Source organism: Nonomuraea sp. NPDC005650 (genome assembly GCF_040605375.1).
Taxonomy (GTDB): domain Bacteria; phylum Actinomycetota; class Actinomycetes; order Streptosporangiales; family Streptosporangiaceae; genus Nonomuraea.
On record NZ_JBEXCR010000025.1, the window covers coordinates 153,656 to 180,421 of the forward strand.

Consider the following 26,766-nt stretch of genomic DNA (forward strand, 5'->3'; position numbering starts at 1 on the left):
CTAACCGGCCCCGGCCATTAGGCCTAGGACCGGCGACATAGCGAAGGGCCCCGCCGCCGGAACGGCGAGGCCCTCAGCGGTTTATTCGGAGACGCCCAGCTTCTCCAGGATCAGCTGGCGGGCGCGGGCCGCGTCGGCCTTGCCCCTGCTCGCCTTCATGACGCCGCCCACCAGGGCGCCGGCCGCGGCGATCTTGCCGGACCTGACCTTCTCGGCCGCGTCGGCGTTGTCGGCCAGCACCTGGTCGATGATGGCCAGCAGCTCGCCCTCGTCGCTGACGATCTGCAGGCCGCGCTTCTCGACCACCTCGTCCGGCGCGCCCTCACCGGCCAGCACGCCTTCGAGGACCTCGCGCGCCAGCTTGTCGTTGAGCGCGCCGGAGGCCACCAGCTCGGTCACCCTGGCGATCTGCGCCGGGGTGATGGGCAGGTCGGCCAGCGCGGTGCCGGTCTCGTTGGACCGCCTGGCCAGCTCGCCCATCCACCACTTGCGCGCGTCCGCCGCCGGGGCACCCGCCGCGACCGTGGCCTCGACCAGGTCGATCGCGTCGGCGTTGTGCATGGCCTGCATGTCGAGGTCGGACAACCCCCACTCGGCCTGCAGCCGCTTGCGCTTGACCGACGGCAGCTCGGGCAGGGCCGCCTTCAGCTCCGCCACCCACGCGGTGTCGGGCGCGATCGGCACCAGGTCGGGCTCGGGGAAGTAGCGGTAGTCCTGCGCCTCCTCCTTGGACCTGCCGGACGTGGTGGTGCCGGTGTCCTCGTGGAAGTGCCGGGTCTCCTGGATGATCTTCCCGCCGTCGGCCAGGACGCCGGCCTGGCGCTCGATCTCGCTCCGCACGGACCGCTCGACGCTGCGCAGCGAGTTGACGTTCTTGGTCTCCGTACGGGTGCCCCACTCGTGGGAGCCACGCGGCATGAGCGACACGTTGACGTCGCAGCGCAGCGAGCCCTCCTCCATGCGCACGTCGGAGACGCCGAGGGAGCGCATGATCTCCCGCAGCTCGGTGACGTACGCCTTGGCCACCTCGGGCGCGAGCCGGTCGGTGCCCGGGATGGGCTTGGTCACGATCTCGACCAGCGGGATGCCGGCGCGGTTGTAGTCGACGATCGAGTAGTCGGCCCCCTGGATGCGGCCGGTCGCGCCGCCCACGTGGGTGGACTTGCCGGTGTCCTCCTCCAGGTGCACCCGCTCGATCTCGATCCGCACGGTCCGCCCCTCGATCTCGACGTCGACGTAGCCGTCGAAGCAGAGCGGCTCGTCGTACTGCGAGATCTGGTAGTTCTTCGGCATGTCCGGATAGAAGTAGTTCTTCCGGGCGAAGCGGCACCACTCGGCGATCGAGCAGTTCAGCGCCAGGCCGATGCGGATGGTCGACTCGATGGCCTGGGCGTTGGCCACCGGCAGCGACCCGGGGAGCGCCAGGCAGGTCGGGCAGACCTGCGTGTTGGGCGGGGCGCCGAAGGCGGTCTTGCAGCCGCAGAACATCTTCGACCTGGTGCCCAGCTCGACATGCGTCTCCAGGCCGAGCACCGGCTCGAACCGGTCGAGCGCTTCGTCATAGACCATGGTCATAGCGACGGGGCCTCCTTCAGCAGCGGGCCGCCCCAGCGGCTCTCCAGGGCCTTCTCGACGGCCGCACCGACGCGGTAGCAGCGGTCGTCGGCCAGGACCGGCGCCATGATCTGCAGGCCGACCGGCAGGTTGTCCTCGTCGGCCAGGCCGACCGGCACGGACATGGCCGCGTTGCCCGCCAGGTTGGACGGGATGGTGCACAGGTCGGCGAGGTACATCGAGATCGGGTCGTCGGCGCGCTCGCCGATCGAGAACGCCGTGGTCGGCGTGGTCGGCGACACCAGCACGTCTACCTGGTGGTAGGCGGCCTCGAACTCGCGGGAGATGACCGTGCGCACCTTCTGCGCCTGGCCGTAGTAGGCGTCGTAGTAGCCGCTCGACAGCGCGTACGTGCCGAGCATGATGCGCCGCTTGACCTCGGGACCGAACCCGGCGGCCCTGGTCAGCGCCATGACCTCCTCGGCGCTGCGGGTGCCGTCGTCGCCGACGCGCAGGCCGTAGCGCATGGCGTCGAAGCGCGCCAGGTTGGACGAGCACTCCGACGGCGCGATCAGGTAGTAGGCGGGCAGCGCGGTCGTGAACGACGGGCAGGAGACCTCGACGACCTTGGCCCCGAGCGACTCCAGGAGCTGCACGGCCTCGTGGTAGCGGGCCAGCACGCCGGCCTGGTAGCCCTCGCCGGAGAACTCCTTGACGACGCCGATCCGCATGCCGGCGATGTCGGGGTTCTTCGCGGCCTCGACCACGCTCGGCACGGGCGCGTCGATCGAGGTGGAGTCCATCGGGTCGTGCCCGGAGAACGCCTCGTGCAGCAGCGCCGCGTCGAGCACGTTGCGGGCGAACGGGCCCGGCGTGTCGAGCGAGCTGGCGAACGCGATGAGCCCGTAACGGGACGAGCCACCATAAGTCGGCTTCATCCCCACGATGCCGGTCACCGAGGCCGGCTGCCGGATGGAGCCGCCCGTGTCGGTGCCCGTGGACAGCGGCGCCTCGTACGCGGCCACGGCGGCGCTGGAGCCGCCCGACGAGCCGCCCGGGATCTTCGTCAGGTCCCACGGGTTGCGGGTGATCTGGTAGGCCGAGTTTTCCGTGGAGGAGCCCATGGCGAACTCGTCGAGGTTGGTCTTGCCGAGGAAGACCAGCCCCGCCTCGCGCAGCCGCGCGGTGACCGTCGCGTCGTACGGCGGGCGCCAGCCCTCAAGGATCTTGGACGCGGCCGTGGTCGGCATGTCACGCGTGGTGAAGATGTCCTTGTGCGCGATCGGCACACCGGCCAGCGGGCCGAGCTTCTCGCCCGCCCTCAGCCGGGCGTCGACGGCCCGCGCCTGCTCCAGCGTCGTCTCGCGATCGATGTGGAGGAACGCCTGGACCTTGGGCTCCACCTCGGCCATGCGGTCGAGATGCGCCTCGGCCACCTCGACGGCCGACACCTCGCCGCCGGCGATCATCGATCCCAGCTCGGCGGCGGTCTTTCTGATCAGACTCATGCCTCCTCCCCGAGGATGCGCGGCACCCGGAAGCGGTCGTCCTCAACGGCGGGCGCGCCGGAGAGCGCCTGCTCGGGCGTCAGGCACTGTCGTACCTCGTCGGCACGGAAGACATTGGTCAGCGGAAGCGCGTGCGACGATGGCGGCACGTCCTCGGCGGCGACCTCGGCCACCTTCGCGACCGACTCGATGATGGCATCGAGCTGGGTGGCGTAGTGGTCGAGTTCGTCGTCGGTGAGCGCCAGCCTGGACAACCGGGCCAGGTGTGCGACCTCGTCGCGGGTTATGGCGGACATGAGTCGTTGAACCCGTTTCGTGGATGGAGTCTTTGGACACTGCCATCCTAGGGGGCTTGACGTGGCACCCCCGAACCGTTTAACCGCCCCGAAACGAACCTTCCCCTGCGCCCGCTCGTTATCCGGTCGGGAACAGGGGGTCGGCTGTGGAGCGGAACGGCTGCGGCGCGGGATGCCTCGTGGTGCTCATCGTGGTGACGATGCCTCTGGTGCTCCTCGCCGGAGTGTTGCTGGCGGCCGCCACCGTGTCCGCCGCCCGGCTGGAATATCGCGCCGCGCACGGCGAGGGCACGATGGGCACCTTCACGGCGACGGACCTGGACTGCTCGGGCCGCGGCCCCTGCCGCTGGGAGGGCGTCTTCGAGTCCGCCGCGCGAATCCGGCAGGACGCCTGGATCTACGGGTACGAGCCCCTCGACCTGTCCAAGGGCGACCGGGTGCCCGCCCTGGACGCGGGCCACGACGTCAAGGTGTTCCGTCCGGGGCATTACGACTGGCCGGGCGTGCTGCTGCTGTCCGGCCTCTCGCTCGCCGCCCTGCTCCTGCCCGCCTACCTGCTCCGGCGTGTGCTGCGCAAGCGCCCGCCGTCGCCGCCCGGCCGGTGGCCGGGTCAGGCCGAGCGGCTGACCTCGGGCTGGTAGCCGTACTCGATCCCGGGCCCCGCGCCGGTGTGCTCCCTGAGCCAGACCGTGGCGTCGGCGGCGGGCATCGGCCGCCCGAACAGCCACCCCTGCCCCATGTCACACCCCATCTCGTCCAGCCGCATGGCCACCTCGTCCGACTCCACGCCCTCCGCGACCGAGCGCAGGCCGAGCGAGCGGACCAGGTCCACGATCGAACGTACGATCCGGTAGTCGTCCTCCGACTCGGCGATCCGGCGGACGAACGAGGCGTCGATCTTGACCTCGGACACCGCCAGGCGCTGGAGCCTGATCAGCGAGGAGTAGCCGGTGCCGAAGTCGTCGAGCGCCAGCGGCACGCCCAGCGCGGCCAGCGCCTTGATGGTCTCCTGCGTGTACGCCTGGTCGCCCGTCAGGATGCGCTCGGTCACCTCCAGCTGGATGGCCCCCGGCGGGAGCCCCGAGTCGGCCAGGCCGACCTCCAGCTGCTCCGGCAGGGCCGAGTCGAGCAGGTCGCGGGCCGAGATGTTGACGGAGATCTGCACCTGCAACCCCGTGTGCCACCAGCGGGCCGCCTGCTCCAGCGCCGCCTCGATGACGTACGCCGTGAGGGGCCGCATCAGGTACGACTGCTCCGCCAGCGGGACGAACTCCGACGGCGGGATCACCCCGTGCACCGGATGCCGCCAGCGCAGCAGCGCCTCGACGCCCTGGACCGCTCCCGTGCCGAGGCTGACCTTGGGCTGGAAGTGCAGGCGCAACTCGCGGCTGTCGATGGCGCGGCGCAGGTCGCCGAGGAGGTTGAGGCGTTCGGGAGAGTTGCGGTCCTTGTCGGGCTGGTAGAGCTCGACCCCGGTGCGCCCCTCCTTCGCCAGGTACATGGCCACGTCGGCCCGCTGCAGGAGCAGCTCGAAATCGGGGGCGTGGTCCGGATAGAGCGCGATCCCGACCGAACCGTCGACGTCGAAGGTCATGCCCTCCAGCCGGACCGGCTCGGACAGCGCCGCCCGCAGCCGGGCCGCGACCTCCCTGGCCGCGTGGGCGTCCCTGATCGAGGGCAGCAGCACGGCGAACTCGTCACCGCCCAGCCGCGCCACGACGTCGCCGGGCCGTACGGAATGGGTGAGCCGGTGCGCCACCATCTGCAGCAGCCGGTCGCCCACCGGATGCCCCATCGTGTCGTTGACCTCCTTGAACCGGTCGAGGTCGAGGAGGAACAGGCCCACCCGCTCGTCCTGCCGGGCCTCGGCCAGCGCCTCCTCCGTGCTGACGATGAGCATCTTGCGGTTGGGCAGGCCGGTCAGCTCGTCGTGCAGGGCCTGATGGTCGCGGCGCATCGAGAGCGAGGCGGTGAAGTAGACGGCGGCCAGCGGGGCCACGAACAGGGGCACCATGCCGGGCGAATGCTCCATGGCCACGACGACCAGGGGCGCCAGGCCGAGCAGCCCGACGTACACGAGGCTCTGCGGGACGACCGTGACCTTGAACACCCGCGTGATCGAGCGCCGCTCGTGCAGCGCGACCGCGCCGCACACGAGAGCCGCCCTGGTGACGAAGTACGCGACCCCGGCCAGCGCGATCGCCGGCAGGTCCGACCCGTTCGGCATCCAGGGCACGGCCGGGCTCGGCGCGATCCCGAACACCCCCAGCACCACGGCCGCCGCGGTGAGCGCGAGCGTCGACTGCGCGATGTTGAACATGACCCGATGCCACGCCTTACGCGTCACCACCCCGTTCATGGCGACGCCGACGGCCTGCATGAGCACCGCGATGGGCAGCCCGAAGTGCAGGAGCACGGCGAAGGTGAACATGGTGGAGGGGTACGTGCCACCCACCGAGGTGGCGGACGACACCATCACGGGCCGCAGCTCGCCCAGGATCACCAGCACCGACAGCGCCCAGAACAGCGGCGTGCGGGCCAGCTCCACCAGCCCGTCAACGTCCAGCCTCAGCATGGCCACCACGAGCGCGGTGAAGCCGATCACGGTTACGCCCGCGAGAAACGCCCAGAGCGGCGTGCCGACGCGTGGTCCGGTGTCGCGGGTGTCGGTTGGGTCAGTCATCGGTAACAGAACCCCCATTAGGTCACTATGGGAGGGTACGGCCTTCACCCCACTTCGCGAAACCAAGCGCGTACGTTCCGTCACTTCTCCTTTCCGACATATACCCAAAAACCACCCTAGGTAGCAAACCGCCTACAGTCCCCACACAACCCCACGCCCACACCGGCTGACCGCCACACACGAGCGCCGGGCTCCACCGCACCCCACCCCGCCGACACGGCAGACCCGAGGTTGCCCCGCCCATCCAGCCCGGCACCACCACGAGCAGGTCCACCCCACCACCGCGCCCCGGGCAGCGGCCGCGCGAGGGTGGGAGGGGTCAGGCTTCCGGGGTTAGCGCGGCCTCCGCGGCCGCGTCCGGGCCGTTAGTCAGCAGGACCTCGAAGCCGGTTCCGTCCAGGATCGGCACCCCAAGGCTCACCGCCTTGTCGTACTTCGACCCCGCGTTCTCCCCCACCACCAGGAACGACGTCTTCTTCGACACCGACCCCGACACCTTCCCGCCCCGGCTGGTGATCGCGTCGGCCGCCGAGTCGCGGGTGTAGCCCTCCAGCGTCCCCGTCACCACGAACGTCAGCCCTTCAAGCGTCTGCGGCCCCTTCTCCGGCGCGGGCTCGTCCTCCATCCGCACCCCGGCGGCCCGCCACCGCTCGATGATCTCCCGGTGCCAGTCGACCGAGAACCACTCCCGGATCGTGGCCGCCACCCGGGACCCGATGCCCTCGACGGCGGCCAGCTCCTCCTCCGAGGCGTTCATGATGCGGTCGATCGAGCGCATCTCGTCGGCCAGCGCGCGGGCGGTCGGCGGGCCGATGTGCCGGATCGACAGGGCGACCAGCAGGTTCGCGAGCGGCGTCTGCTTGGCCCGCTCCAGCTCCTCGATGAGCTGCAGCGCGTTCTGGCTGGCCTCGCCGTCGATGTTGGAGAAGAAGGTGACGACCTTGTCCTCACCGGTCTTGGGGTCGATCTTGGGCAGGCCGAAGTCCTGGTCGCGGACGACCGACTTGATGGGCAGCAGCTGCTCCAGCGTCAGGTCGAACAGGTCGGCCTCGGTGCGCACCACGGGCTGCTGCGGCGGCAGCGGCTGGGTCAGCGCGGTGGCCGCGACGTAGCCGAGCCCGTCGATGTCGAGCGCGCGCCGCCCGGCCGCGAAGTAGATGCGCTCGCGGATCTGGGCGGGGCAGCCGCGCGCGTTGGGGCAGCGCAGGTCGGCGTCGCCCTCCTTCTCGTACGCCAACTCGGTGCCGCACTCCGGGCAGTGGGTCGGCATGACGAACTCGCGCTCCGACCCGTCGCGCAGCGCCGTAACCGGCCCGACGATCTCGGGGATGACGTCGCCCGCCTTGCGCAGCACCACGGTGTCGCCGATGAGCACGCCCTTCTTGACCACGATGGCGGCGTTGTGGAGGGTGGCCCGCTCGACGGTCGAGCCCGACACCACGATGGGCTCCATCACCGCGTACGGCGTCACGCGCCCCGTGCGGCCGACGCCCACCTGGATGTCGAGCAGCTTGGTGTTGACCTCTTCCGGCGGGTATTTGTACGCCATCGCCCAGCGCGGCGCCCGCGACGTGGAGCCCAGCTCCCGCTGCGTGCGGAAGTCGTCGACCTTCACGACCACCCCGTCGATCTCGTACGGGGGATCGTGCCGGTGCACGCGGTAGTGCTCGATGAACTCGTTGACCTCGGTGAGCCCCGGCACCACCCGGTAGAGATCGCTGACCGGCAGCCCGAACTCCCGCAGCCGGTCGTAGACGTCGGACTGCGCGCGCGGCACGGCCGAGCCCTCCCAGATGCCGATGCCGTGCACCAGCATCCGCAGCGGCCGCTGAGCCGTGACGCGCGGGTCCTTCTGCCGCAGGGTGCCGGCCGCGGAGTTGCGCGGGTTGGCGAACGGCGTCTTGCCCTGCTCGACGAGCTGCTCGTTGAGCTTCTTGAAGTCCTCGACCGGGATGTAGACCTCGCCGCGCACCTCGACCAGGCTGGGGACGTCGTCGCCCGTGAGCCGGTGGGGGACGCCCTTGATCGTGCGTACGTTGGCCGTCACGTCGTCGCCCGTGCGCCCGTCGCCGCGGGTCGCCCCGCGCTCCAGCTTGCCGTCGCGATAGACCAGCGCGATCGCCAGCCCGTCGATCTTGAGCTCGCAGAGGTAAGGCCCCGGATCGCCCTCGGCCAGCCGCTCGGCCCGCTGCATCCAGGCGGCCATGTCGGCTTCGTTGAAGGCGTTGTCGAGGCTCTCCATCCGGTTGAGGTGCTGGACCTTGGCGAAGTCGCCCGACACGGGGGCGCCGACCTTCTGCGTCGGCGAGTCGGGCGTCTGGAGCGACGGATGCGCCTCCTCCAGCGTGAGCAGCTCCTTGAACCACCCGTCGAACTGGGCGTCGCTGACCGTCGGCTGGTCGAGCACGTAGTAGCGCCAGCGAGCGTCCTCGACCAGCTCGCTCAGCTCGGCATGCCGCTTGAGCGCGGCCACGGGCACACCCGCCACCTCGGCGCCTGCCTCACTCACCGTCTGCTCCCCTTCCGAACCCGAGCCCGAACCCGAACCCGTACGTCAACCTGTGCAAACGCTACCGCTGGGCACCGACAATCAGCACACGCGGCTCACCCGGCTTTCGGCCCGCTCTCCGGGTCCTCCCTCAGCACCTGGGCCGCCTTCCGGCAGGCCGCCAGGGCCGCGCGGGCGTACGCGGGCGACGCCCCGGCCAGCCCGCACGCCGGGGTCAGCACAACCTGCTCGGCCAGCCGGTCGGGCGCGAACCCGAGCCGCCGCCACAGGTCCAGCGCCGGTTTGGCGACGGCCCCGACGCCCGGCAGCCGGACGTCCCTGCCGGGCACGACCCCCAGCAGGAACCGCAGACCCGCCTCGACGGCATCCCCGACGGAGTCCTCGTCCCTGCGCCGCAGCAGCGAGGCGTCCACCGACACGCCGCGCACCCCGGCCCTGCGCAGCAGGTCGAAGGGCACGGACGGCGCGCAGCAGTGCACGATCGGGGCGTCGAAGGCACGCATGGACTCCTCCACCCGCCACTCCTCGACCGCCGGCAGCCGCCCGAACCCCGACGCCGTCGGCACCGTCCCGGCCAGCACGCCGGGCAGCCCCGGCTCGTCGAGCTGCAGCACGATCTCCGTCACCCCGGGCAGCCGCCGCCGCACGTCGGCGCAGTGGTCGGCGACCCCCTGCGCCAGCGAGGCGGTCAGATCGCGGACGGCCCCCGGGTCGGAGAGCACCTTGTCCCCGTGCTTCAGCTCGATCGACCCGGCCAGCGTCCACGGGCCGCAGACCTGCAGTTTGAGCGGCCCGGAGTAGTCGTGGCCGATCTCCTCCAGCCCGTCGAGATCCCGCCGCAGATGATCGACGGCCCGCTGGTGGTCACGCCCCGGCCGATCGGTCAGCCGCCACCCGGAGGGCTGCACCTCGACGGGCAGCTCGACGAGCAGCCCGGCCGTCCTGCCGATCATGTCGGCTCCGACGCCCCTGCCCGGCAGCTCGGGCAGGTACGGCAGTCCGGGCACCTCTCCGAACACGACCCTGATCGCCTCGAGATGGTCCTCGCCCGGGTGCGAGCCGACTCCGGTGGCTTCCCACGTAGACATGGGCACAAGCGTAGGCTCTGCGGAATGGAGCTGACGAAATACGACCACGCCTGTGTACGCGTGGAGAAGAACGGCAAGGTCCTGGTCATCGACCCCGGGACGTTCAGCAAGGGACCGGTGCTCGACGGCGCCGACGCGGTCCTGATCACCCATGAGCACTTCGACCACGTGGACGTCGACAAGCTGAAGGCCGCGCCGCCCACCCTGGAGATCTACACCTGCGAGGGCGTGGCCGCGGATCTGACGGACGTTCCGCAGAAGGTCCAGGTGGTACGGCACGGTGACGCGTTCGAGACGGCCGGTTTCCGCGTGCGGGCCTTCGGCGAGTGGCACGCCAAGAACCACCCCGACATGCCCGTCGTCCAGAATGTCGGCTTCCTCGTCGACGACGAGGTCTTTTACCCGGGTGACGCCTTGACGGTCCCGGGAGTGGACGTGCCCACCCTGCTGGTCCCGACCGGCGGGCCCTGGCTGAAGCTCGGCGACATGATCGGATATCTCCGCGAGATCCGCCCGGCGAGGGCGTTCTCCACCCATGACGGCCTTTACAACGACATCGGCCTTGGCCTGGTGGACAGCTGGCTGAAGATGGAGTCGGAGCACCAGAGCGCCGACATCCGCCGCCTGGCGGTCGGCGAGTCGGCCACGCTCAGCTAGCGGCGACGATCGTCGCCGACCCGATCACGGTGTCGCCGGAGTAGAGCACCGCCGCCTGGCCCGCCGCCACCCCGGTGGCCGGGCGGTCGAGGTCGATGCGGACGCCGCCGCCGATCTCCGCGAAGCGGCACGCGTACACCTCTCCGTGCGCCCGCAGCTGCACGGTCAGGTCCTCGGCCGTGGCCGGGCCGTTCCACACCGGGCTGCCGCAGGTGATCGAGGTGACCTCCAGGGCGGAACGCGGGCCGACCGTGACCGTGTTGGAGACCGGCTCGATCGACAGCACGTAGCGGGGCCGGCCGTCGGCCGCCGGGCGGTCCATGTGCAGGCCCTTGCGCTGGCCGACCGTGAAACCGTGGGCGCCCTGGTGGCTGCCGACGACCTCCCCGCTCTGGTCGACGATGGGGCCCTCGGCCGCGCCGAGCCGCTGGGCCAGGAAGCCGCGGGTGTCGCCGTCGGCGATGAAGCAGATGTCGTGGCTGTCGGGCTTGTCGGCGACGGTCAGGCCGCGTCTGGCGGCCTCCTCGCGCACCTGGGCCTTGGTCGAGTCGCCCAGCGGGAAGATCGCGTGGCTGAGCTGCTCCCGGGTGAGCACCCCGAGCACGTACGACTGGTCCTTGCCCTGGTCGGGGCTCCTGGACAGCACACCGTCGACCAGCTTGGCGTGGTGGCCGGTGGCGACGGCGTCGAAGCCCAGGGCCAGCGCCCGGTCGAGCACCGCCGAGAACTTGATCTTCTCGTTGCACCGCAGGCAGGGGTTGGGCGTGCGGCCTGCGGCGTATTCGGACACGAAGTCCTCCACCACGTCGCGCTGGAAGCGCTCGGCCATGTCCCAGATGTAGAAGGGGATGCCGATCACGTCCGCGGCGCGTCGCGCGTCGCGCGAGTCCTCGACCGTGCAGCAGCCCCGCGCACCCGTGCGGTGGGATTGGGGATTGGCCGACAGGGCGAGATGCACACCAGTGACGTCGTGACCGGCCTCGGCGATCCGAGCGGCGGCCACGGCGGAGTCGACGCCGCCCGACATGGCGGCAAGCACACGCAGTCCCATGACCGTTCCAGCGTACTGTCCGCGAGGGAGTGCGCGACCATGGCCGGGGTCTGCGAGTATTCAGGCCATGCGACTGTTCGGGCGCAAGGGCGCAGACGAAGAGGCCGGCGACGGGATCGCCGAATTCTGGGCGTGGTGGCAGGAGTCCAGGCCGGGGCTCGACTCCCTGGTCGCAAAGGGCGACGTCGAAGGGCTGGAGGAGCGGCTCGCCCCGGCGGTCGCCGAGATCCACCCGAGCCTGGTCTGGGAGGTGGCCCCGGGCAAGGAGGCCGCGCACGCCCTGGTGGTGACCGCGGCGGGCGACCCCGAGCTGCGCTCGCTCGCCCACCGCTGGGCCAAGGCCGCGCCGCCGTCCGACATGCTGTGGGAATACCACCCGTCGCGGCAGGCCAATCCGCAGGCCATGGATCTGACGCTGGACGTCGGGGGCTTCGAGTTCGCGCTCGACAAGCTGATGCTGGGGCTGCGGGTGCCGAGGGACCAGCCGCGGGTCGACGTGTCCGCGTACCACCCGATCTTCGGCGAGCTGGACGAGGACACCAGGATGGAGGCCACGCTGCTGGCCCTCGACTGGCTGCTCGGCGAGGACGACGTGGCCAGGTGGGTCGGGGAGATCACGCCCGCCACGTTCCAGCCGATCGACTCCGTGGCCGCCGCCCACCTACCGGCCGTGGTCGCCGACGTGGCCTCGGGCTACACCGAGGAGGAGTGGGTGCTGCTCGAAGGGCAGACCGGCGGCGGCGCGGCGCTGGTCGCCACGGCCCGCCACCCGCTGCGGCCGGTGGACTATCCGCTGTTCGACCAGCACATCGCGATCACGCTGCCGTACACGCACCGCGACGAGAACGGCCTGCCGGTCGGCGACTCGCTGACGGCGCTGCGCGACTTCGAGGAGCGGCTGGCCGCGCGGCTGCTCAAGCTGCGCGACGACGCGGTGCTGGCCGCGCACATGAGCGCCGAGGGGCATCGGATCATCCACGTGTACGCCGACCCGACCGGCGACGCGGCGATCCACGCCAAGGAGCTGATCGTGAGCTGGGAGGAGGGCGAGCCCCGGGTGGACGTGGCCGCCGACCCGTCCTGGTCCGCCGTGGTGGCCTTCCTGACCTGACGTCAGCTGAGACCGGCCCGGCGGGCCCGCTCGACCGCGGCCGGGAGCACCTCGATCAGGCGGTCGACGTCGTCGCGGGTCGAGGTGTGGCCCAGCGTGAACCTGAGCGAGCCCCGCGCCGCCGCCGCCTCGGCCCCCATGGCCAGCAGCACGTGGGACGGCTGCGCCACGCCCGCCGAACACGCCGACCCCGTGGAGCACTCCACCCCCTTGGCATCGAGCAGCATGAGCAGCGCGTCTCCCTCGCAGCCGGGGAAGGAGAAGTGGGCGTTGCCGGGCAGCCGGCCGGCCGGATCGCCGTTGAGCACCACGTCGGGGACGGCCTGGCGGACGCGCTGGATGAGCTCGTCGCGCAGCGACGTCAGGCGGCGGGCCAGGGCCTCCTGCTCCTTGACGGCGGCGCCGACGGCGGCGGCCAGCCCGGCGATGGCGGGCGCGTCGAGCGTGCCGGAGCGCACGTCGCGCTCCTGGCCTCCGCCGTGCTGCACGGAGACCGGCGTCAGCCCCCTGGCCAGCAGCAGCGCGCCGGCCCCCATCGGGCCGCCGACCTTGTGGCCGGTCAGCGTGAGCGCGTCGACCCCCGAGCCCGAGAACGACACGGGCAACTGCCCCACCGCCTGCACCGCGTCGGTGTGGAACGGGATGCCGTGGTCGTGGGCGATGGCCGCCAGCACGTGGATCGGCTGGACCGTGCCGACCTCGTTGTTGGCCCACATGATGCTGATCATGGCCACGTCGTCGGGGTCGCGCTCGATGGCCGCGCGCAGCGTCTCGGGGTGGACCCGGCCGTAGGCGTCGACGTCGAGCAGGTCGACCTCGGCACCCTGGCTGTCGGCCAGCCAGTGGGCGGGGTCGAGCGCGGCGTGATGCTCCACGGAGCTGATCAGCACGCGCCGCCGGGGGCGGCGCGACCAGTAGAGGCCCTTGATCGCGAGGTTGTCGGCCTCGGTGCCGCCCGAGGTGAACACGACCTCGCTGGGCCGCGCGCCGAGCGCGTCGGCGATCGTCTCGCGCGCCTCCTCGACCACCCGCCGCGTCCGGCGGCCCGCCGCGTGCAGCGAGGAGGCGTTGCCGACGCGTTTCAACTGCTCCGTCATGGCCTCGATCGCCTCGGGCAGCATGGGCGTGGTCGCCGCATGATCAAGATAGGCCGACGGTGTGGTCACCCGATCAGCGTATCTCGTTTGCTACTGTACCGTCCGGACGGTACAGTAGCGGCATGCGAAGAGACGAGCTATTGGACGCGGCGGAGGACCTCCTCTGCGATCAGGGCTCGTCCGCGCTCACCCTGGCCGCCGTGGCGGACCGGGCGGGCGTCAGCAAGGGCGGGCTGCTCTACCACTACGGCACCAAAGAGGCCCTGATCAAGGGCATGGTGGAGCGCCTGATCGAGGACTTCGACCAGCTCATGGCCGCGCAGCCCGGCGAGACCTACACCGAGCGCTACCTGCACGCCACGCTGGCAGCCGTCCGCTCCGGGCGGCTGCGACGATGGGCCGTGGTCACGGGCGCTTCGGGCAACCTCTTCCTGCTCGCGCCGCTGCGCGAGGCGATGGCCCGCTGGCATCGCGAGGGGCTGGGCGAGGAGCCGGATCCGCGGGCCTCGCAGATCGTCCGGCTGGCGTGTGAGGGGCTCTGGGACGTGGCCAGCCACGACCCGGAGCTGAACACCGAGGACGACCTCCGGGCTCTTGAGACCCGGATGAAAGCCCTGCTCCTACCCCCTTCCTGAGCCCCCGCCCCTTCGGCGCGCGCCCGGTGCGCGGCGCCCTGCGACCACGTCTTCCGGCCTGCTGGACCACCTGCCCCTGCCCGACGTACGCCGTCGAGGGCAGGATCCTGCGCGCGCCGCTCGGGCAGAACGGCCGAGCGTGCCCACTCCCCGGTCGAGCCGTGGCGGCGAGACATGAATATGGCGAAATAGTGCGGAAATTTGTGAGGTGTTAAGTCATGACCCGCGCGCTGAGAGGCGCCCGCTACGGGGCGGTCCTGACGTTTGTACTGGCCGGACTGATGGTGGGCACCATGACGGTGCGTATTCCGGCGATGACCGACAAGCTCGGCCTGTCCGAGTCGACGATCGGCGCGGTCCTGCTCGTGTGGGGTCTGGGCGCGCTGCTGACCATGCAGTCCATGCGCCGGATCATGGCCCGTGCGGGCAGCAGGGCGGTGCTGCGGATCGGCGGGCCGCTCACCGCGCTGGGACTCGTGGCCGTGGCCTTCGCCCCGAACCTCCCGTTGCTCCTGGTGGCCGTGGCGTTCTTCGGCATGGCGTTCGGCACCGTGGACGTGGCCATGAACGCCCAGGGCTCCACGGTCGAGCAGGCGTACGGGCGGCCGCTGATGAACGGCATGCACGCGGGCTGGTGCGTGGGCGCCATCTCGGCGGGCGCGCTGGGCAGCCTGGCGATCGCCGTGGGGCTGCCGTTCACCGCCAACGTGGCGCTGATCGGCCTGGTCTCGCTGCCCGTCATGGTCGTGATCGGCCGTACGTACCTGCCCGAGCCCCCGGTGGCCGAGGCCGCGACGGCGGCGCGCCGGCGCATGCCGCCGATCGTCTACCTGCTGGGCACGATCATGTTCTTCGCGTTCATGGTCGAGGGCACGGTCGCCGACTGGAACGGTCTCTACATGCGTGACGAACTGGGCGCTCCCGAGGCGCTGGCCGCCCTCGGCTACCCGGTGTTCGAGGCGGGCATGCTGATCGCCAGGCTCACCGGTGACCGGCTGCGGACCAGGTTCGGCGTCCGGGGGATGCTGACCGTCTCCGGGGTGGCGACGGCCGGGTTCTTCGCGGTGGTGCTGCTGGCGCCGGCGGCGCTGGTGGCGGTGTTCGCGATGTTCTTCGTCGGGCTCGGCGTGGCGACGATCTCGCCGCTGACGCTGTCGCTGGCGGGCACCGCGACCGACGCCCCGGGACCGGCGATCGCCCAGGCCGGCGCCATGGGGTACGCCGGTCTGCTGCTCGGGCCCGTCGTGATCGGCTTCATGTCGGACGCCACGTCGCTGCGTACCGCGCTCGGCATCGGGGTCGTCCTGGGCGTGCTGATCGCCGCCGCCTCCCGCCTCCTCCCCCGCGGCGAGCCGGCCGCGATCGCCCCGGCCGTCCCGCTCGCGGACCGCGAGCCCGCCGAGGTCGCGGCCTGACATTTGTCACCGTTCCGGTGGGTGGCATCATCGTGGGATGGATCTTGAAAGGAACGTGCCCTTCGACGTCCAGGCGTACGAGGCCCGCGTGAAGTCGAGCCCGTGCTTCATCTGCGCCATAGTCGCCGGTGACCCGGCCTACACCCACGAGCAGATCGTCTATGAGGACGAGCACCACCTCGCCTTCCTCTCGGGTTACCCCACTCTGCCCGGCTACCTCCTGGTGAGCCCGAAGCGGCACGTCGAGCACGTCGTACGCGACCTCGACGAGGACGCCTACCTCGCCCTCATGCGCGTGGTCAGGAAGGTGGCGCTGGCCGTCGAGGCGGTCGTGCCGTCGGAGCGCACGTACCTGCTCTCCCTCGGCAGCCAGCAGGGCAACGCGCACCTGCACTGGCACGTGGCCCCGCTCCCGCCGGGCACCCCGTACGAGAAGCAGCAGTACCACGCGCTCATGTCCGAGAACGGCCTCATCCCCTGGACGCGGGCGCAGGCGGAGGAGCTGGCCGCCCGCGTCAGGCGGGCGCTCTCCTAAGAGTTCTCTGTGGATCTGCCGCGGGCGACACCGCACAGGCCCACGTGGGGCCGCCCCGGCTCACAGAGAACTCACAGACTCCTCAGAACTCCTCCAACCGCCCGCCGCACGCTGGGCCCATGATCCAGCTCGACGGACTGACCAAACGCCACGGCGACGTGCTCGCCGTGGACGATCTCACCTTCACGGTACGGCCGGGCCTCGTCACGGGCTTCCTGGGCCCGAACGGCGCCGGCAAGACCACCACGATGCGCATGATCCTCGGCCTCGACCTGCCCACCTCCGGCACCGCCACGATCAACGGTCGCGCCCACCACGAGCTGCGCCACCCGCTGCGCGAGATCGGCTCGGTGCTGGAGGCGCAGGCCGTGCACCCGAGGCGCAGCGCGTACAAGCACCTGCTCTACCTCGCCCAGACGAACGCCATCCCCGACCTCCGCGTCGCCGAGGTGCTCGACCTGGTCGGGCTCACGGCGGTGGCGGGCAGGAGGCGGGCGGGTTCTCGCTGGGCATGGGGCAGCGGCTGGGCATCGCCGCGGCCCTGCTGGGGGACCCGCCGGTGCTGATGCTCGACGAGCCGGTCAACGGCCTGGACCCCGAAGGCGTCCGGTGGATCCGCACGCTCATCCGCGGGCTGGCCGCGGAAGGGCGCACGGTGCTGGTGTCCAGCCACCTGATGAGCGAGATGGCGCTGACGGCGGACCGCCTCGTGGTGATCGGCAAGGGCCGGCTCATCGCGGAGGGCGACATCGGCGACTTCACCGAGGGCGGGGCGGCGGTGGTCGTACGCACGCCTGACGCCGCCTCCTTCGCCCGGCGCCTGGAGCTGTCCGGGGCCCACGTCCAGCCCGGCGGCGGCGACGAACTGCTGGTCACCGGCATGACGGCGCCCGACGTCGGGCGGCTGGCGGCGGCCGAGGGCGTGCCGCTGTTCGAGCTGGCCCCGCGCCGTGCGTCACTGGAGGAGACGTTCATGGAGCTCACCCGGGAGAGCGTCGAGTACGGGGTGGCGCGATGATCGACGCGGGGGTGCTGAGGGCGGAGTGGACCAAGTTCAGCAGCATCCGGTCCACCATGGTGCTGTCACTGGCGACCGCCGGCGTCGCGGCGCTGCTGGGGTGGCTGTTCAGCAGCACGGCCGCCAAGGAGTACGCCACGGCCACGGCGCAGGAGCGGCTGGACTTCCAGCCGCTGGACCTGGGCATGCGCGGGATGTTCATCGTGCAGCTCCTGGTGGCGGCGCTGGGCGTGCTGGTGGCCTCCTCCGAGTACGGTTCCGGCACGATGCGGGCCAGCCTGGCCGCCGTGAGCGGCCGCGGCCGGCTGCTGGCGGCCAAGTGCGGGATGACCGTGCTGGCCGCGCTGCCGGTGAGCGTGGCCGCGGTGTGGCTGATGTTCGTGACGAGCCAGCTGACGCTGTCCGCGGGCGGGGCGCCGTCCGTCATGCCGGCCGATCCCGCCGCGCTGCGGCTGCTGCTGCTCGGGCCGCTCGTGCTGACGCTCCTGGCGCTGTTCGGCCTGTCGCTGGGCGTCCTCCTGCGCGGCACCGCCCCCGCCGTTAACGTCAGCACCGCCTTCCTCCTGCTTCCCGTCATGGCCGGGGCCTCGCCCGGCTTCCTGCGCGATCTCATCGGCGTCTACTGGCCGAGCATGGCCGCGCTTCAGGCCGTCTCCGGGAAGTCCGAGCTGCCGGAGGCAGTGGGGTTCGGGCTGCTGGCCGGGTTCGTGACGGTCCTGCTGACAGGCGCGTACGTCCAGCTCAAGAACCGCGACGCCTGACTACGCTGGATCGGGGAGGTGCCTCTCGTGGGAGAACGGCTGCTCGTGGTCGACGACGAGCCCACCGTCAAGGAGCTGCTCTCCGCGACGCTGAGGTTCGCCGGCTTCACGGTGAGCTCGGCGGACAGCGGCGCGCAGGCGCTGGAGTCGGCCAGGCGCGACCCGCCGGACCTGGTCCTCCTCGATGTCATGCTGCCCGATCTCGATGGGTTCGAGGTGATCCGTCGGCTGCGGAGCCTGCCCAGGGGCGGCGGGCGGCCCGGTCCGGTGCCGGTGCTGTTCCTCACGGCACGCGACGCCACGGCCGACAAGATCAACGGGCTGCGGCTGGGCGGCGACGACTACGTGACCAAGCCGTTCGACCTGGAGGAGCTGCTGGCCCGCATCAGGGCCATCCTCCGCCGCACGGGCGCGACCCCCGACGAGTCCACGCTGGTGGTCGGGGACCTCGAAGTCGATCCCGACGGCCACCAGGTCAGCAGGGCGGGACGGCCGGTACGGCTGTCGCCCACGGAGTTCCGGCTCCTGCTCCACCTGGTGCTCAACGCCGGGCGGGTGCTGCCCAAGTCCCAGATCCTGGAGCAGGTGTGGCGCTACGACTTCGCCGGCGACACGAGCATCGTGGACACGTACGTGAGCTACCTGCGGCGCAAGCTCGACACCGGCGAGCCCAAGCTGATCCACACCGTCCACGGCGTCGGCTACGTCCTGCGCAGGCCCAAGCCATGATCGGCCGGCTGTCGCTGGCCGCCCGCCTGCTGGCCATCGCGGTCGCGCTGCTGGCAGTCGGCCTGGTAGTGATCAGCTCGGTGGTGCTGCAACAGTTGGAGACCCAGCTCATGACGCGCATCGACGCCCAGCTGGAGCCGATGGGCAAGGCGGCGTCCGCCATCCCGCCGGACCTGGTCGTCAAGCTGTCGCGCGCCCCGATCCCGGCCGGGCAGTTCGACCTGATGGGGAAGGGGTTCGTGGCCTACCTGGCGGCGGACGGGTCCGTCCTGCGCGAACTCGGGGACCTCGCCGGGCCCGCGCTGCCCAAACTCGACGGCGCCGCGGTGGCGACCCGCGCCGGGCAGCCGTTCACGGTGAGCGGCACGAACGGCGAGGAGTGGCGGGCGGTGGCGCTCCCCCGCGTCGGCACGAACGGCCTCGGCCCGGCCGAACACACCGCGATCGTGGCGGCGGTCTCGCTCGACGAGATGCGGTCCACGGTCGACCGCCTCCGGGTGGCCTGCCTCCTCACCGGCGCCGTCCTGCTCGGCGTGCTCGCGCTCGTGGGCGGGGTCGCCATCAGGGCCGGGCTGTCGCCGCTGCGCCGGGTGGAGGAGACGGCGGCGGCCATCGCCGACGGCGACCTGACCAGGCGCGTGCCCGAACCGGCCGGCCGGTCCACCGAGGTGGGCAGGCTGGCCCGTTCGCTGAACAAGATGCTGGCCCAGATCGAGCAGGGCGTCGCGGCGAAGGTGGAGTCGGAGGCCAGGATGCGCACGTTCGTGGCGGACGTCAGCCACGAGCTGCGCACCCCGCTGTTCGGCATCAAGGGCTTCTCGGAGCTTTACCGCATGGGCGGCACCGAGGCGGGGCCCGCGCTGGCCCGCATCGAGAGCGAGTCGGGCCGCCTGGCCCGGCTGGTGGAGGATCTGCTGCTGCTCGCCGGCCTCGACGAGAGCGACGGGCCCGGACTCGACCTCACCCCCATGGACCTGCGTACGCTGGCCGCCGACGCCCGCCACGACTTCGCCGCGCTCGCCCCGTCCAGGCCCGTCACCTTCACCGGCCCTTCCGGCGGCCCGGCGGCGTCCGCGCCCGTGCTGGGGGACGAGGCCCGCCTTCGGCAGGTGGTCAGCAATCTCGTCGGCAACGCCATCACCCACACTCCGCCGAGCACGCCGGTACGCATCGGCGTCGGAACGGAGGGGGCGGAGGCGGTGCTCGTGATAGAGGACGAGGGGCCGGGACTCGATGCCGAGGAGGCGGCCAGGGTGTTCGACCGGTTCTACCGGGCGGACAGTTCTCGCACCCGGACGACGGGGGGTGCCGGGCTCGGCCTGGCGATCGTCCGCTCCATCGTCACGGCCCACGGGGGCCGGGTGGAGGTCCGCTCCTCGCCGGGCCGGGGCGCGGCCTTCCAGGTCCGACTCCCGGCCGCCGACTCCAGCTGATGCCCGGCTGAGCCCCGAGTAGCGTTGTGGCATGCGGACGGTGACGCACATCGCGGCAGGAGACGGGTTCTCACTGGAGCGGGTCAAGATCCGGGCCGAGAGCGCGGCGTGGTCACCGCCCGAGGTGACGGCGGCGTACCGGGTGGTGCTGGTGCGAAGTGGCACCTTCCGGGCCCGGGTGGACGATCAGCTCCTGCTGGCCGATCCCGCGCTGGCCTACCTCGGCGGCGCGGGCCAGGAGCTGAGCATCGCCCACCGTCCCGGGATCGACGACAGCTGCACGGCCGTGACCTGCTCACCCGGCCTGATGCGCGAGCTGACGGGTGACGAGCCACCGAACACCACCGCGTTGCCGGTCAACGGCAGGCTCGCCCTCGCACATCGGCTGCTGGTGTCACGAGCCGGGCAGGGCGCGGAGTCCCCGGAACTCGCCGAGCTGGTGATCGACCTCGTGGGCGACCTGCTCACGGCCCAGGCCGGCACGCACCAGACCCAGGCCCGCGGCCGGGCGGCCACGCTGGCGCGGCGGAGGGCCATGGTCGAGTCGGTACGCGCGCTCATCGCCGACGATCTGACCGCCTCCCTGCGCGAACTGGCCCAGACCGTCGCCTGGTCGCCCTATCGCCTGAGCCGCGCCTTCCACCAGGAGACGGGGATGACCCTGACGGCGTACCGCAACCGCCTCCGCACCATGCGCGCGCTCCAGGCCATCGAGGCGGGCCACGACGATCTGGCCGCCCTCGCCGCCGACCTCGGCTTCGCCGATCACGCCCATCTGACGCGCACGGTCCGCGAGGAATGCGGCATGCCACCGGTGGCCGTGCGCCGCCTGCTCGCGGTGCCGCCGCGCTGACGACGTGCCCCCGTTCGGGCAAGAATCTTCAAGCGGCGACCGTACGACGGAGTCAAGACTCGGTGACGTCCGATCCTCGTACGGCGAAGGAGAACGAGCCGATCATGATCGCCCGAGTATGGCGCGCCAGGACCACCGGCACCGCGGCGACCGGCAGATATCAGCAGGTGTTCGAGTCGGAGGTGATCCACGACCTGCGCGGGCTGCCCGGCTTCCGCGGTGCGTGCCTCCTGGCCCGCCATGATGTGGAAGCCATGGAGCTGACGACCATCACGTTGTTCGACTCCCTGGACACGGTTGAGATGTTCGCGGGCGCGGACCACGCCCGCGAACGCGTCACCCCGTCCGCCCGCGCGACCCTGCTGGACTCGGACCCCCGTGTCCTGCACTTCGACGTGCGCGTTTGGGTGCCGGGACATCCGATCCGCTGACGCGCCGCACTCAGGGACTGGCAGGATCTCCCGCATGTTCGAAGAGAAGCTCGACGCGCTCTCGCGGATGATGGCCGAGCACATGGCCAGGCCGTTCCCACCCGGTTTCCGCGGCCTGGACATCGAGGACCAGGACATGGTGATGCTCGATGCGGACGCCTACGGCTACGCCGCAGGCGTCCTCGAAGGCTCGCTCAGCGAACGGCACCGCGCGGGCCTGACGCGGCTGACGTCGGTGTTCGAGAAGGTCCTCCCGGCAATCGACGACGAGTACGCGACCAAGTACTACACGCACGTGCGCGACATGGCCGTGCTGGCCGCCGAAATCGAGAGCCTGCACGAGAAGTAGTCCTCTGACGCGCCACCCAGGCGCAGCTCCTCGTGAAAGGCTGGGAGCATAATGCAACCGTCTGAGTACCCAGAACTCTGGGCGTTCCTGGAATCACTGCACCTCGGCGAAATCCTTTCCGGCACCGTCACAGCGATCGAACCGTTCGGCGTGTTCGTGGCGTTGGACGACGGCCCCGACCACCCGTTCTTCTCTGGTGTCGGATTCATCACCATTCCCGAACTGTCCTGGCGGCACGTCGAAGCGGTCTCCGACGTCGTGCATGTCGGACAGCGCGTCTCATGCGAGTTCCTCCAGTTCGACACCTGGAATCTGGAAGCCAGGTTGTCCTTGCGGGCGACTCAGCCGGATCCCTTCCAGGCACTCGCCGACGGCATCGCTGTGGGAGAGAAGCTGTACGGCCGGGTTACCAAGCTGGTCCCGTTCGGCGTCTTCGTCCAGATCGCCGACGGACTCGTGGGACTGGTCCACCTGAGAGAGCTCGCCTGGACGCCCGTGGAGGCCCCGTCAGATGTCGTCCAGGTCGGCGACGAGATCACGGTCGTCGTCACCGAAATCGACCGAGAACGGCGCAGGATCTCCCTCTCCCGACGACAAGGCCTATCCGACCAGCGATGATTCCTCCGCGTCCCGTGATAGTTCCCTTGCGTCAGCGTTCCTGAATGCCTGCTCGGCAAAGGGAGACATACCCCCCAACCCGGTCAAAGCACTAGATGATCAATTCCAAGGGATGCCTGCGGAGGGTGTGGGGTGGGCGGCGGCCGAAGCCACCGCGAGACGGTCAGGCGGCGGGCTGCCGGCCCTGGTTGTCGAGGTGGCAGCGGGCGGTCAGGCGTCAGGGTCGACTTCGGGGTGCGTGAACCGCACGGGCTTGCCCAGCGACCGGGCGTAGGCGATTTCGGCTCGGGTGCTGTCTCCGATGTAGTCGCCGACTACGAGCACCTCATCAGCGAGCCGGATCTTCGCCCGGTGCAGATCGTCGAGTCGAACCTTCAGCGCCTCGGCCTCGACAGGATCGGACCAAAGTTCGTGCGGCGACTTCATGTCACAGCCCGGTTTGACGACAATCTTTCCGGCTTTGGTCTCTCGCAGATCGGCCTCGTTCATCTCGGTCATGAAGCGGGTGGAGCCGCAGATCACGACGATACGCGGGAGGCTCAACAGCTTCTTCGCGTCGGCGAGCTTCTCCTCGGGGGTGAGCAGTTGCGGGTATGACACCGGTTCCTCCTGGTGGTGTGGTCCAAGGGGTGCCTGCGGAGACGAGAACGAGGGTGTCCAAGATCGTTTTGTGACGAACGACGTGGACACCCTCGCGACAGCACTCTATGTGACGATCGACGACATGCTGGAGGAGCATCCCGACCTGGCGCCGTGGCGCCCGCTGGTCGGCATTACGCCCCGCCTGAGCGATGCCGAACTGGTCACCCTCGCCACCACCACCTCGGTGTGGAGCGACGACGTATGGGGCGTGGACTCCACCCCGGTGGAATGCGCCGCTCCCGCGAGACCGTCAAACGCTCCGACCTGGCAGGTTGGGCCGAATACGGCTACTGCGCCAGCCACAGCCGCTTCTTCTGGGACCTGCGCCTGCACCTGGTCTGCACCCTTCAGGACCTGCCCATCGCCTTCGCCCTGACCGGAGCCAAGGCCGACGAACGCGAGACCCTCCTTGACCTCCTGGCAGCCGAATGCGAGCTTCTGCGAGAGCGCCCCCGACAGACTCTCATCGGCGACAAGAACTACTTCGGCCGTGGTTTCGAACGTGAACTGTCCGAGCATGGAGTCCAGTTGCTGCGGCCTGCCCGTAAAGGTGAACGGGAACGGCCTGGCGCAGCCCTGTTCAAGCCGCTGCGACAGGTCATCGAATCGATCAACGAGACCTTCAAGGGACAGCTTGACCTCGAACGGCACCGAGGGCGCACACCCGGAGGTGTCATGGCCCGCGTCATGCAACGCATTCTCGCGCTGACCGCCGCGATCTGGCACAACAACGCCACCGGACAAACCGTCCTACGCTCACTGATCGCCTACGATCACTGACCCCATGGAATAGATCATCTAGTGGCGATCGTCACGTCACTCTGGGCAGACCGGCCACGAGGCCATGCTTCAGCCTCCACGGGGATAGGCCTGCGCATCGCCTGCCAAAGTCACTGCCCTAGCCCCGGGCGCGAAGCGCCCCCACCGCGAGGACCGCGCCTTGACGCCGAAGACTTAAGGCCGCACCCCAGTGTCACAGCTTGATGACCTCGACGCCCGGCATCTCGTCGTAGTCCGAATCCTGCGTGACGACAGGAACCTGGTGTGCGATGGCCGTGGCGGCGATCCAGCTGTCATTGATGGGCACCTTGCGTCCAGCGGCCCGGAGGTGGGAAACCAACAAGGCCCACGCGTTGGAGACCGCCTCGTCGATCGCGATCGGCTCGAAGCGTTCGGCGAGTTGGTATGTGTTGAGGCGGCGGGCGGAAGTGTCGGGATCGCGAGACTGGAGTACCCCAAGCCTGAGCTCACCGAGCGTCACCACCGACACCCCCCACGCATAGTCCGCGAACCGACTGGCATCGAAGCGCGCTGCTTCCAATCCGATGAAGATCGACGTGTCAGCCAACGCTCGCTTGCGTTCTACCACGGCAGATCGTCCGTCGTCTCGATGAGAGTGTCGCGTAGTTCATCCGCCAGACCGGTCGTATCGGCACCGAGTCGAGTCAGTTCGGCACCGATTTCCACCGCAGAAATCCAGCGGCGACGACGAGAGATCGGAATGATCTTCGCAACCGGTCGATTGTCTCGGAGAACTTCAATCTCCTCACCGGACTCAACGCGCCGCAGCACGTCAGCGGTGTTGTTGCGCAGCTCCCGGGCAGGGATGGCGGTCATGCCACAACTGTAGGTGACTAGCTACGACCGTAGCAACCTTCTCCATCTGTGCCTGCCCCAGAGAACGCAATCAGCTGACGAATCGGCGAAGCAGGTTTTGGGCGGGGGTTTGGGGGGCCGCGCCCCCCAATGTCACAGCCCGAGCCCCGGCGCGAAGCGCCCCCACCGCGAGGACCATGCCTTTGAAACCGGGGGTTTGGGGGGCCGCGCCCCCCAATGTCACAGCCTGAGCGCTACAGCGCGCAGACCATGCCTTCCCCTCGGCACCTACTTGCGCTTGTTGATCTCCTCGGTGAGCTGCGGCACGACCTGGTGGAGGTCGCCCACCACGCCGTAGTCGGCCAGCTCGAAGATCGGGGCCTCCGGGTCCTTGTTGATCGCGACGATCGTCTTGGCCGTCTGCATGCCGGCCCGGTGCTGGATGGCGCCCGAGATGCCCGCCGCGATGTAGAGCTGCGGCGACACCGTCTTACCGGTCTGACCCACCTGGAACTGGTGCGGGTACCAGCCAGCGTCCGTGGCGGCGCGGGAGGCGCCGACGGCGGCGCCGAGCGAGTCGGCCAGGCCCTCGATGATCGAGAAGTTCTCGGCGGACCCGACGCCGCGACCGCCGGAGACCACGATCGCGGCCTCGGTCAGCTCCGGGCGGGCGCCCTTCTCCTGCTTGACCCGCTCGACGATGCGGGCCGCCTTGGCGGCGTCGGACAGGGTGACCGACACCTCCTCCTCGGCGCCGGCGGCGGGGGAAGGCTCGGGGGCGGTCGAGTTGGGGCGTACGGCGACGATCGGCGTGCCCTTGCTCACCTTGGACTGCACGTTGACGCCGCCACCGAAGATGGACTGGTCGGCCACGAAGCCGTCGCCCAGACCCACGGCGTCGGTGATGACGCCGGAGTCGGTCTTGACGGCCAGGCGCCCGGCGACCTCCTTGCCCTCCGAGGTGGCGGCCACGAGCACGGCGGCCGGGGACTTGGCGGCGACGAGCTGGGCGAGCAGTTCGGCCTTGGGCGCGACCACGTACTCGACGATGTCGCTCGACGGGGCGACGTAGATCTTGTCAGCGCCGTACTCGGCGAGCCTGGCCTTGGCCTCGGCGGTGAGGCCGGGGCCCGCCCAGACGGCGGACGGGGTGCCGAGCGAGCGGGCCAGGGTCAGCAGCTCCAGCGTGACCTTCTTGACCTCGCCTTCGACCTGCTCGACGAGAACGAGAATCTCCGACATTTCAGCAAAACTCCCGTTCTCAGATGAACTTCTTGGACGCGAGGTAGTCGGCGGCCTTCGCGCCACCGTCGCCCTCGTCCTTGACGATCGTGCCGGCCGCGCGCGGCGGGGCGGCGGCGAAGTCGACGACCGAGGACCACGCGGCGGCCAGGCCCACCTGGGCTGCGTCGATGGAGGCGTCGCCGATGGCCAGCGTCTCGACCGGCTTCTTCTTCGCGGCCATGATGCCCTTGAACGACGGGTAGCGCGGCTCGTTGATCTTCTCGACGACGGAGACGACGGCCGGCAGCGTGGCCTCGACCTTGTCGAAGCCGTAGTCGGTGATGCGCTGGATCGCGATCGAGGAGCCCTCGACGTCGACCTTGTTGGCCAGCGTGAGCTGCGGGGTGCCGAGGCGCTCGGCCAGCATCGCCGCGAGCACGCCGGTGCGCGCGTCGGTGGACTCGGAGCCCAGGATGACCAGGTCGAACCCGATCTTCTTGAGCACCTGCGCCATCGCGTACGAGGTGGACAGCGCGTCCGAGCCGTGCAGCGCGTCGTCACTGAGGTGGACGGCCTTGTCGGCGCCCATGGCCAGGGCCTTGCGGATGGTCTCGGTGGCCTTGCCCGGGCCCATGGTGAGCACGGTCACCTCACCACCGTGAGCCTCCTTGAGCCGCAGCGCCTCCTCGACCGCGTACTCGTCAAGCTCGTTGACCACGCCGTCGACGGCGTCGCGGTCGAGCGTCTTGTCATCGGACCGCAGCTTGCGCTCGGTCGCAGTGTCGGGGACCTGCTTCACGCAGACGACGATGTTCATGGCCGGTGGCCGACCTCCCGTGTTCGCGTGCGCCACCGCCTCGTTGCGGCGGGCGCCGAATGCAATGCTGTCCAGACTGCCAGGTGCCCACCCGGGCCACTGACAGAGGGTCTGCCCTAGCTTTCGCGAGTCATGTTACCCGTGGGTAGCTTAACT

Annotated in this window: 27 protein-coding genes and 1 pseudogene; 15 read left to right on the forward strand and 13 right to left on the reverse strand. The window is 70.4% G+C overall.

All coding sequences use genetic code 11. The features are described 5' to 3' along the window. Positions 1 to 81 precede the first annotated feature (81 nt). The 3 genes from gatB to gatC are packed head-to-tail and all read right to left on the reverse strand — an operon-like array spanning position 82 to position 3,358. Positions 82 to 1,569, reverse strand: a complete 1,488-nt coding sequence (gene gatB / locus ABZS69_RS37985) for an Asp-tRNA(Asn)/Glu-tRNA(Gln) amidotransferase subunit GatB (protein ID WP_355380737.1) — start codon at positions 1,567 to 1,569, stop codon at positions 82 to 84. Positions 1,570 to 1,571: 2 nt separating this feature from the next. Then, entirely contained in the window at positions 1,572 to 3,062 is a 1,491-nt protein-coding gene (gene gatA, locus ABZS69_RS37990) for an Asp-tRNA(Asn)/Glu-tRNA(Gln) amidotransferase subunit GatA (protein WP_355380653.1), read from the reverse strand. Then, positions 3,059 to 3,358, reverse strand: a complete 300-nt coding sequence (gatC, locus tag ABZS69_RS37995) for an Asp-tRNA(Asn)/Glu-tRNA(Gln) amidotransferase subunit GatC (protein WP_355380655.1) — start codon at positions 3,356 to 3,358, stop codon at positions 3,059 to 3,061. Before gatC ends, gatA begins: the two co-directional genes overlap by 4 nt. Before the next feature lie 200 nt (positions 3,359 to 3,558). Between gatC and ABZS69_RS38000 the strand changes: the two genes are divergently transcribed. Beyond that, positions 3,559 to 3,999, forward strand: coding sequence for a hypothetical protein (locus ABZS69_RS38000; RefSeq protein WP_355380657.1), 441 nt, complete (start codon positions 3,559 to 3,561; stop codon positions 3,997 to 3,999). Here the strand turns inward: ABZS69_RS38000 and ABZS69_RS38005 are convergent. The 3 genes from ABZS69_RS38005 to ABZS69_RS38015 all read right to left on the reverse strand — a co-directional run bounded on the left by ABZS69_RS38005 (position 3,969) and on the right by ABZS69_RS38015 (position 9,638). Then, the gene (locus ABZS69_RS38005) at positions 3,969 to 6,041 is read right to left on the reverse strand and encodes an EAL domain-containing protein (protein ID WP_355380659.1); all 2,073 of its coding nucleotides are present in this window, start codon (positions 6,039 to 6,041) and stop codon (positions 3,969 to 3,971) included. The genes ABZS69_RS38000 and ABZS69_RS38005 overlap by 31 nt on opposite strands. A gap of 319 nt (positions 6,042 to 6,360) precedes the next feature. Next, entirely contained in the window at positions 6,361 to 8,550 is a 2,190-nt protein-coding gene (gene ligA / locus ABZS69_RS38010) for an NAD-dependent DNA ligase LigA (RefSeq protein WP_355380661.1), read from the reverse strand. 95 nt (positions 8,551 to 8,645) lie between these two features. Beyond that, the gene (locus tag ABZS69_RS38015) at positions 8,646 to 9,638 is read right to left on the reverse strand and encodes a methionine synthase (protein ID WP_355380663.1); all 993 of its coding nucleotides are present in this window, start codon (positions 9,636 to 9,638) and stop codon (positions 8,646 to 8,648) included. A gap of 24 nt (positions 9,639 to 9,662) precedes the next feature. Between ABZS69_RS38015 and ABZS69_RS38020 the strand changes: the two genes are divergently transcribed. Next, a complete protein-coding gene (locus ABZS69_RS38020) occupies positions 9,663 to 10,295 on the forward strand; it encodes an MBL fold metallo-hydrolase (protein ID WP_355380665.1) in 633 nt (210 codons plus the stop codon). Here ABZS69_RS38020 and mnmA read toward each other — a convergent pair. After that, positions 10,288 to 11,346, reverse strand: coding sequence for a tRNA 2-thiouridine(34) synthase MnmA (gene mnmA / locus ABZS69_RS38025; RefSeq protein ID WP_355380666.1), 1,059 nt, complete (start codon positions 11,344 to 11,346; stop codon positions 10,288 to 10,290). The genes ABZS69_RS38020 and mnmA overlap by 8 nt on opposite strands. A gap of 67 nt (positions 11,347 to 11,413) precedes the next feature. Between mnmA and ABZS69_RS38030 the strand changes: the two genes are divergently transcribed. Beyond that, positions 11,414 to 12,457, forward strand: a complete 1,044-nt coding sequence (locus tag ABZS69_RS38030; protein ID WP_355380668.1) for a DUF695 domain-containing protein — start codon at positions 11,414 to 11,416, stop codon at positions 12,455 to 12,457. A gap of 2 nt (positions 12,458 to 12,459) precedes the next feature. On the opposite strand, the gene ABZS69_RS38035 is transcribed toward ABZS69_RS38030, so the two are convergent. Further along, a complete protein-coding gene (locus tag ABZS69_RS38035) occupies positions 12,460 to 13,623 on the reverse strand; it encodes a cysteine desulfurase family protein (RefSeq protein WP_355380670.1) in 1,164 nt (387 codons plus the stop codon). Positions 13,624 to 13,676: 53 nt separating this feature from the next. Between ABZS69_RS38035 and ABZS69_RS38040 the strand changes: the two genes are divergently transcribed. The 11 genes and pseudogenes from ABZS69_RS38040 (at position 13,677) to ABZS69_RS38090 (ending at position 22,331) form a co-directional block, all read left to right on the forward strand. Further along, on the forward strand, positions 13,677 to 14,189 hold the full coding sequence (locus ABZS69_RS38040; RefSeq protein ID WP_355380672.1) for a TetR/AcrR family transcriptional regulator: 513 nt from the start codon (positions 13,677 to 13,679) through the stop codon (positions 14,187 to 14,189). A gap of 218 nt (positions 14,190 to 14,407) precedes the next feature. Beyond that, entirely contained in the window at positions 14,408 to 15,604 is a 1,197-nt protein-coding gene (locus tag ABZS69_RS38045; protein ID WP_355380674.1) for an MFS transporter, read from the forward strand. Between the two features lie 37 nt (positions 15,605 to 15,641). After that, on the forward strand, positions 15,642 to 16,139 hold the full coding sequence (locus ABZS69_RS38050) for an HIT family protein (RefSeq protein ID WP_355380676.1): 498 nt from the start codon (positions 15,642 to 15,644) through the stop codon (positions 16,137 to 16,139). 119 nt (positions 16,140 to 16,258) lie between these two features. Further along, positions 16,259 to 17,157, forward strand: a pseudogene (locus tag ABZS69_RS38055) (ATP-binding cassette domain-containing protein). After that, on the forward strand, positions 17,154 to 17,918 hold the full coding sequence (locus ABZS69_RS38060) for a hypothetical protein (protein ID WP_355380678.1): 765 nt from the start codon (positions 17,154 to 17,156) through the stop codon (positions 17,916 to 17,918). Before ABZS69_RS38055 ends, ABZS69_RS38060 begins: the two are co-directional and overlap by 4 nt. 27 nt (positions 17,919 to 17,945) lie before the next feature. Further along, positions 17,946 to 18,647, forward strand: coding sequence for a response regulator transcription factor (locus ABZS69_RS38065; protein ID WP_355380680.1), 702 nt, complete (start codon positions 17,946 to 17,948; stop codon positions 18,645 to 18,647). Further along, complete coding sequence (locus ABZS69_RS38070; RefSeq protein ID WP_355380682.1) at positions 18,644 to 20,080, forward strand: HAMP domain-containing sensor histidine kinase; 1,437 nt, start codon at positions 18,644 to 18,646, stop codon at positions 20,078 to 20,080. The genes ABZS69_RS38065 and ABZS69_RS38070 overlap by 4 nt, the downstream gene beginning before the upstream one ends. A 31-nt stretch (positions 20,081 to 20,111) precedes the next feature. Further along, positions 20,112 to 20,933, forward strand: coding sequence for an AraC family transcriptional regulator (locus ABZS69_RS38075; protein ID WP_355380684.1), 822 nt, complete (start codon positions 20,112 to 20,114; stop codon positions 20,931 to 20,933). A gap of 62 nt (positions 20,934 to 20,995) precedes the next feature. Next, positions 20,996 to 21,364 (forward strand): hypothetical protein, encoded by a 369-nt coding sequence (locus tag ABZS69_RS38080; protein ID WP_355380686.1) that lies wholly within the window; start codon positions 20,996 to 20,998, stop codon positions 21,362 to 21,364. A 34-nt stretch (positions 21,365 to 21,398) separates the two neighbouring features. Continuing rightward, entirely contained in the window at positions 21,399 to 21,713 is a 315-nt protein-coding gene (locus ABZS69_RS38085) for a hypothetical protein (RefSeq protein WP_355380688.1), read from the forward strand. 51 nt (positions 21,714 to 21,764) lie between these two features. Beyond that, positions 21,765 to 22,331, forward strand: coding sequence for a S1 RNA-binding domain-containing protein (locus ABZS69_RS38090; RefSeq protein ID WP_355380690.1), 567 nt, complete (start codon positions 21,765 to 21,767; stop codon positions 22,329 to 22,331). 210 nt (positions 22,332 to 22,541) lie between these two features. Here ABZS69_RS38090 and ABZS69_RS38095 read toward each other — a convergent pair whose 3' ends face one another. Then, positions 22,542 to 22,931, reverse strand: a complete 390-nt coding sequence (locus ABZS69_RS38095; protein ID WP_037743720.1) for a hypothetical protein — start codon at positions 22,929 to 22,931, stop codon at positions 22,542 to 22,544. Positions 22,932 to 23,201: 270 nt separating this feature from the next. On the opposite strand from ABZS69_RS38095, the gene ABZS69_RS38100 reads away from it, so the two are divergent. Then, the gene (locus ABZS69_RS38100) at positions 23,202 to 23,753 is read left to right on the forward strand and encodes a transposase (protein WP_355380693.1); all 552 of its coding nucleotides are present in this window, start codon (positions 23,202 to 23,204) and stop codon (positions 23,751 to 23,753) included. A gap of 193 nt (positions 23,754 to 23,946) precedes the next feature. Here the strand turns inward: ABZS69_RS38100 and ABZS69_RS38105 are convergent, their stop codons facing one another. The 4 genes from ABZS69_RS38105 to ABZS69_RS38120 form a co-directional block, all read right to left on the reverse strand. After that, on the reverse strand, positions 23,947 to 24,342 hold the full coding sequence (locus ABZS69_RS38105; RefSeq protein ID WP_355380695.1) for a type II toxin-antitoxin system VapC family toxin: 396 nt from the start codon (positions 24,340 to 24,342) through the stop codon (positions 23,947 to 23,949). Then, positions 24,336 to 24,590 carry a type II toxin-antitoxin system prevent-host-death family antitoxin gene (locus ABZS69_RS38110; protein WP_355380697.1) on the reverse strand — a complete coding sequence of 85 codons (255 nt, stop codon included), beginning with the start codon at positions 24,588 to 24,590 and terminating at the stop codon, positions 24,336 to 24,338. The genes ABZS69_RS38105 and ABZS69_RS38110 overlap by 7 nt, the downstream gene beginning before the upstream one ends. A 267-nt stretch (positions 24,591 to 24,857) precedes the next feature. Further along, entirely contained in the window at positions 24,858 to 25,811 is a 954-nt protein-coding gene (locus tag ABZS69_RS38115; RefSeq protein WP_355380699.1) for an electron transfer flavoprotein subunit alpha/FixB family protein, read from the reverse strand. A 19-nt stretch (positions 25,812 to 25,830) separates the two neighbouring features. Continuing rightward, complete coding sequence (locus ABZS69_RS38120; protein ID WP_319713589.1) at positions 25,831 to 26,610, reverse strand: electron transfer flavoprotein subunit beta/FixA family protein; 780 nt, start codon at positions 26,608 to 26,610, stop codon at positions 25,831 to 25,833. Positions 26,611 to 26,766: the final 156 nt, after the last annotated feature.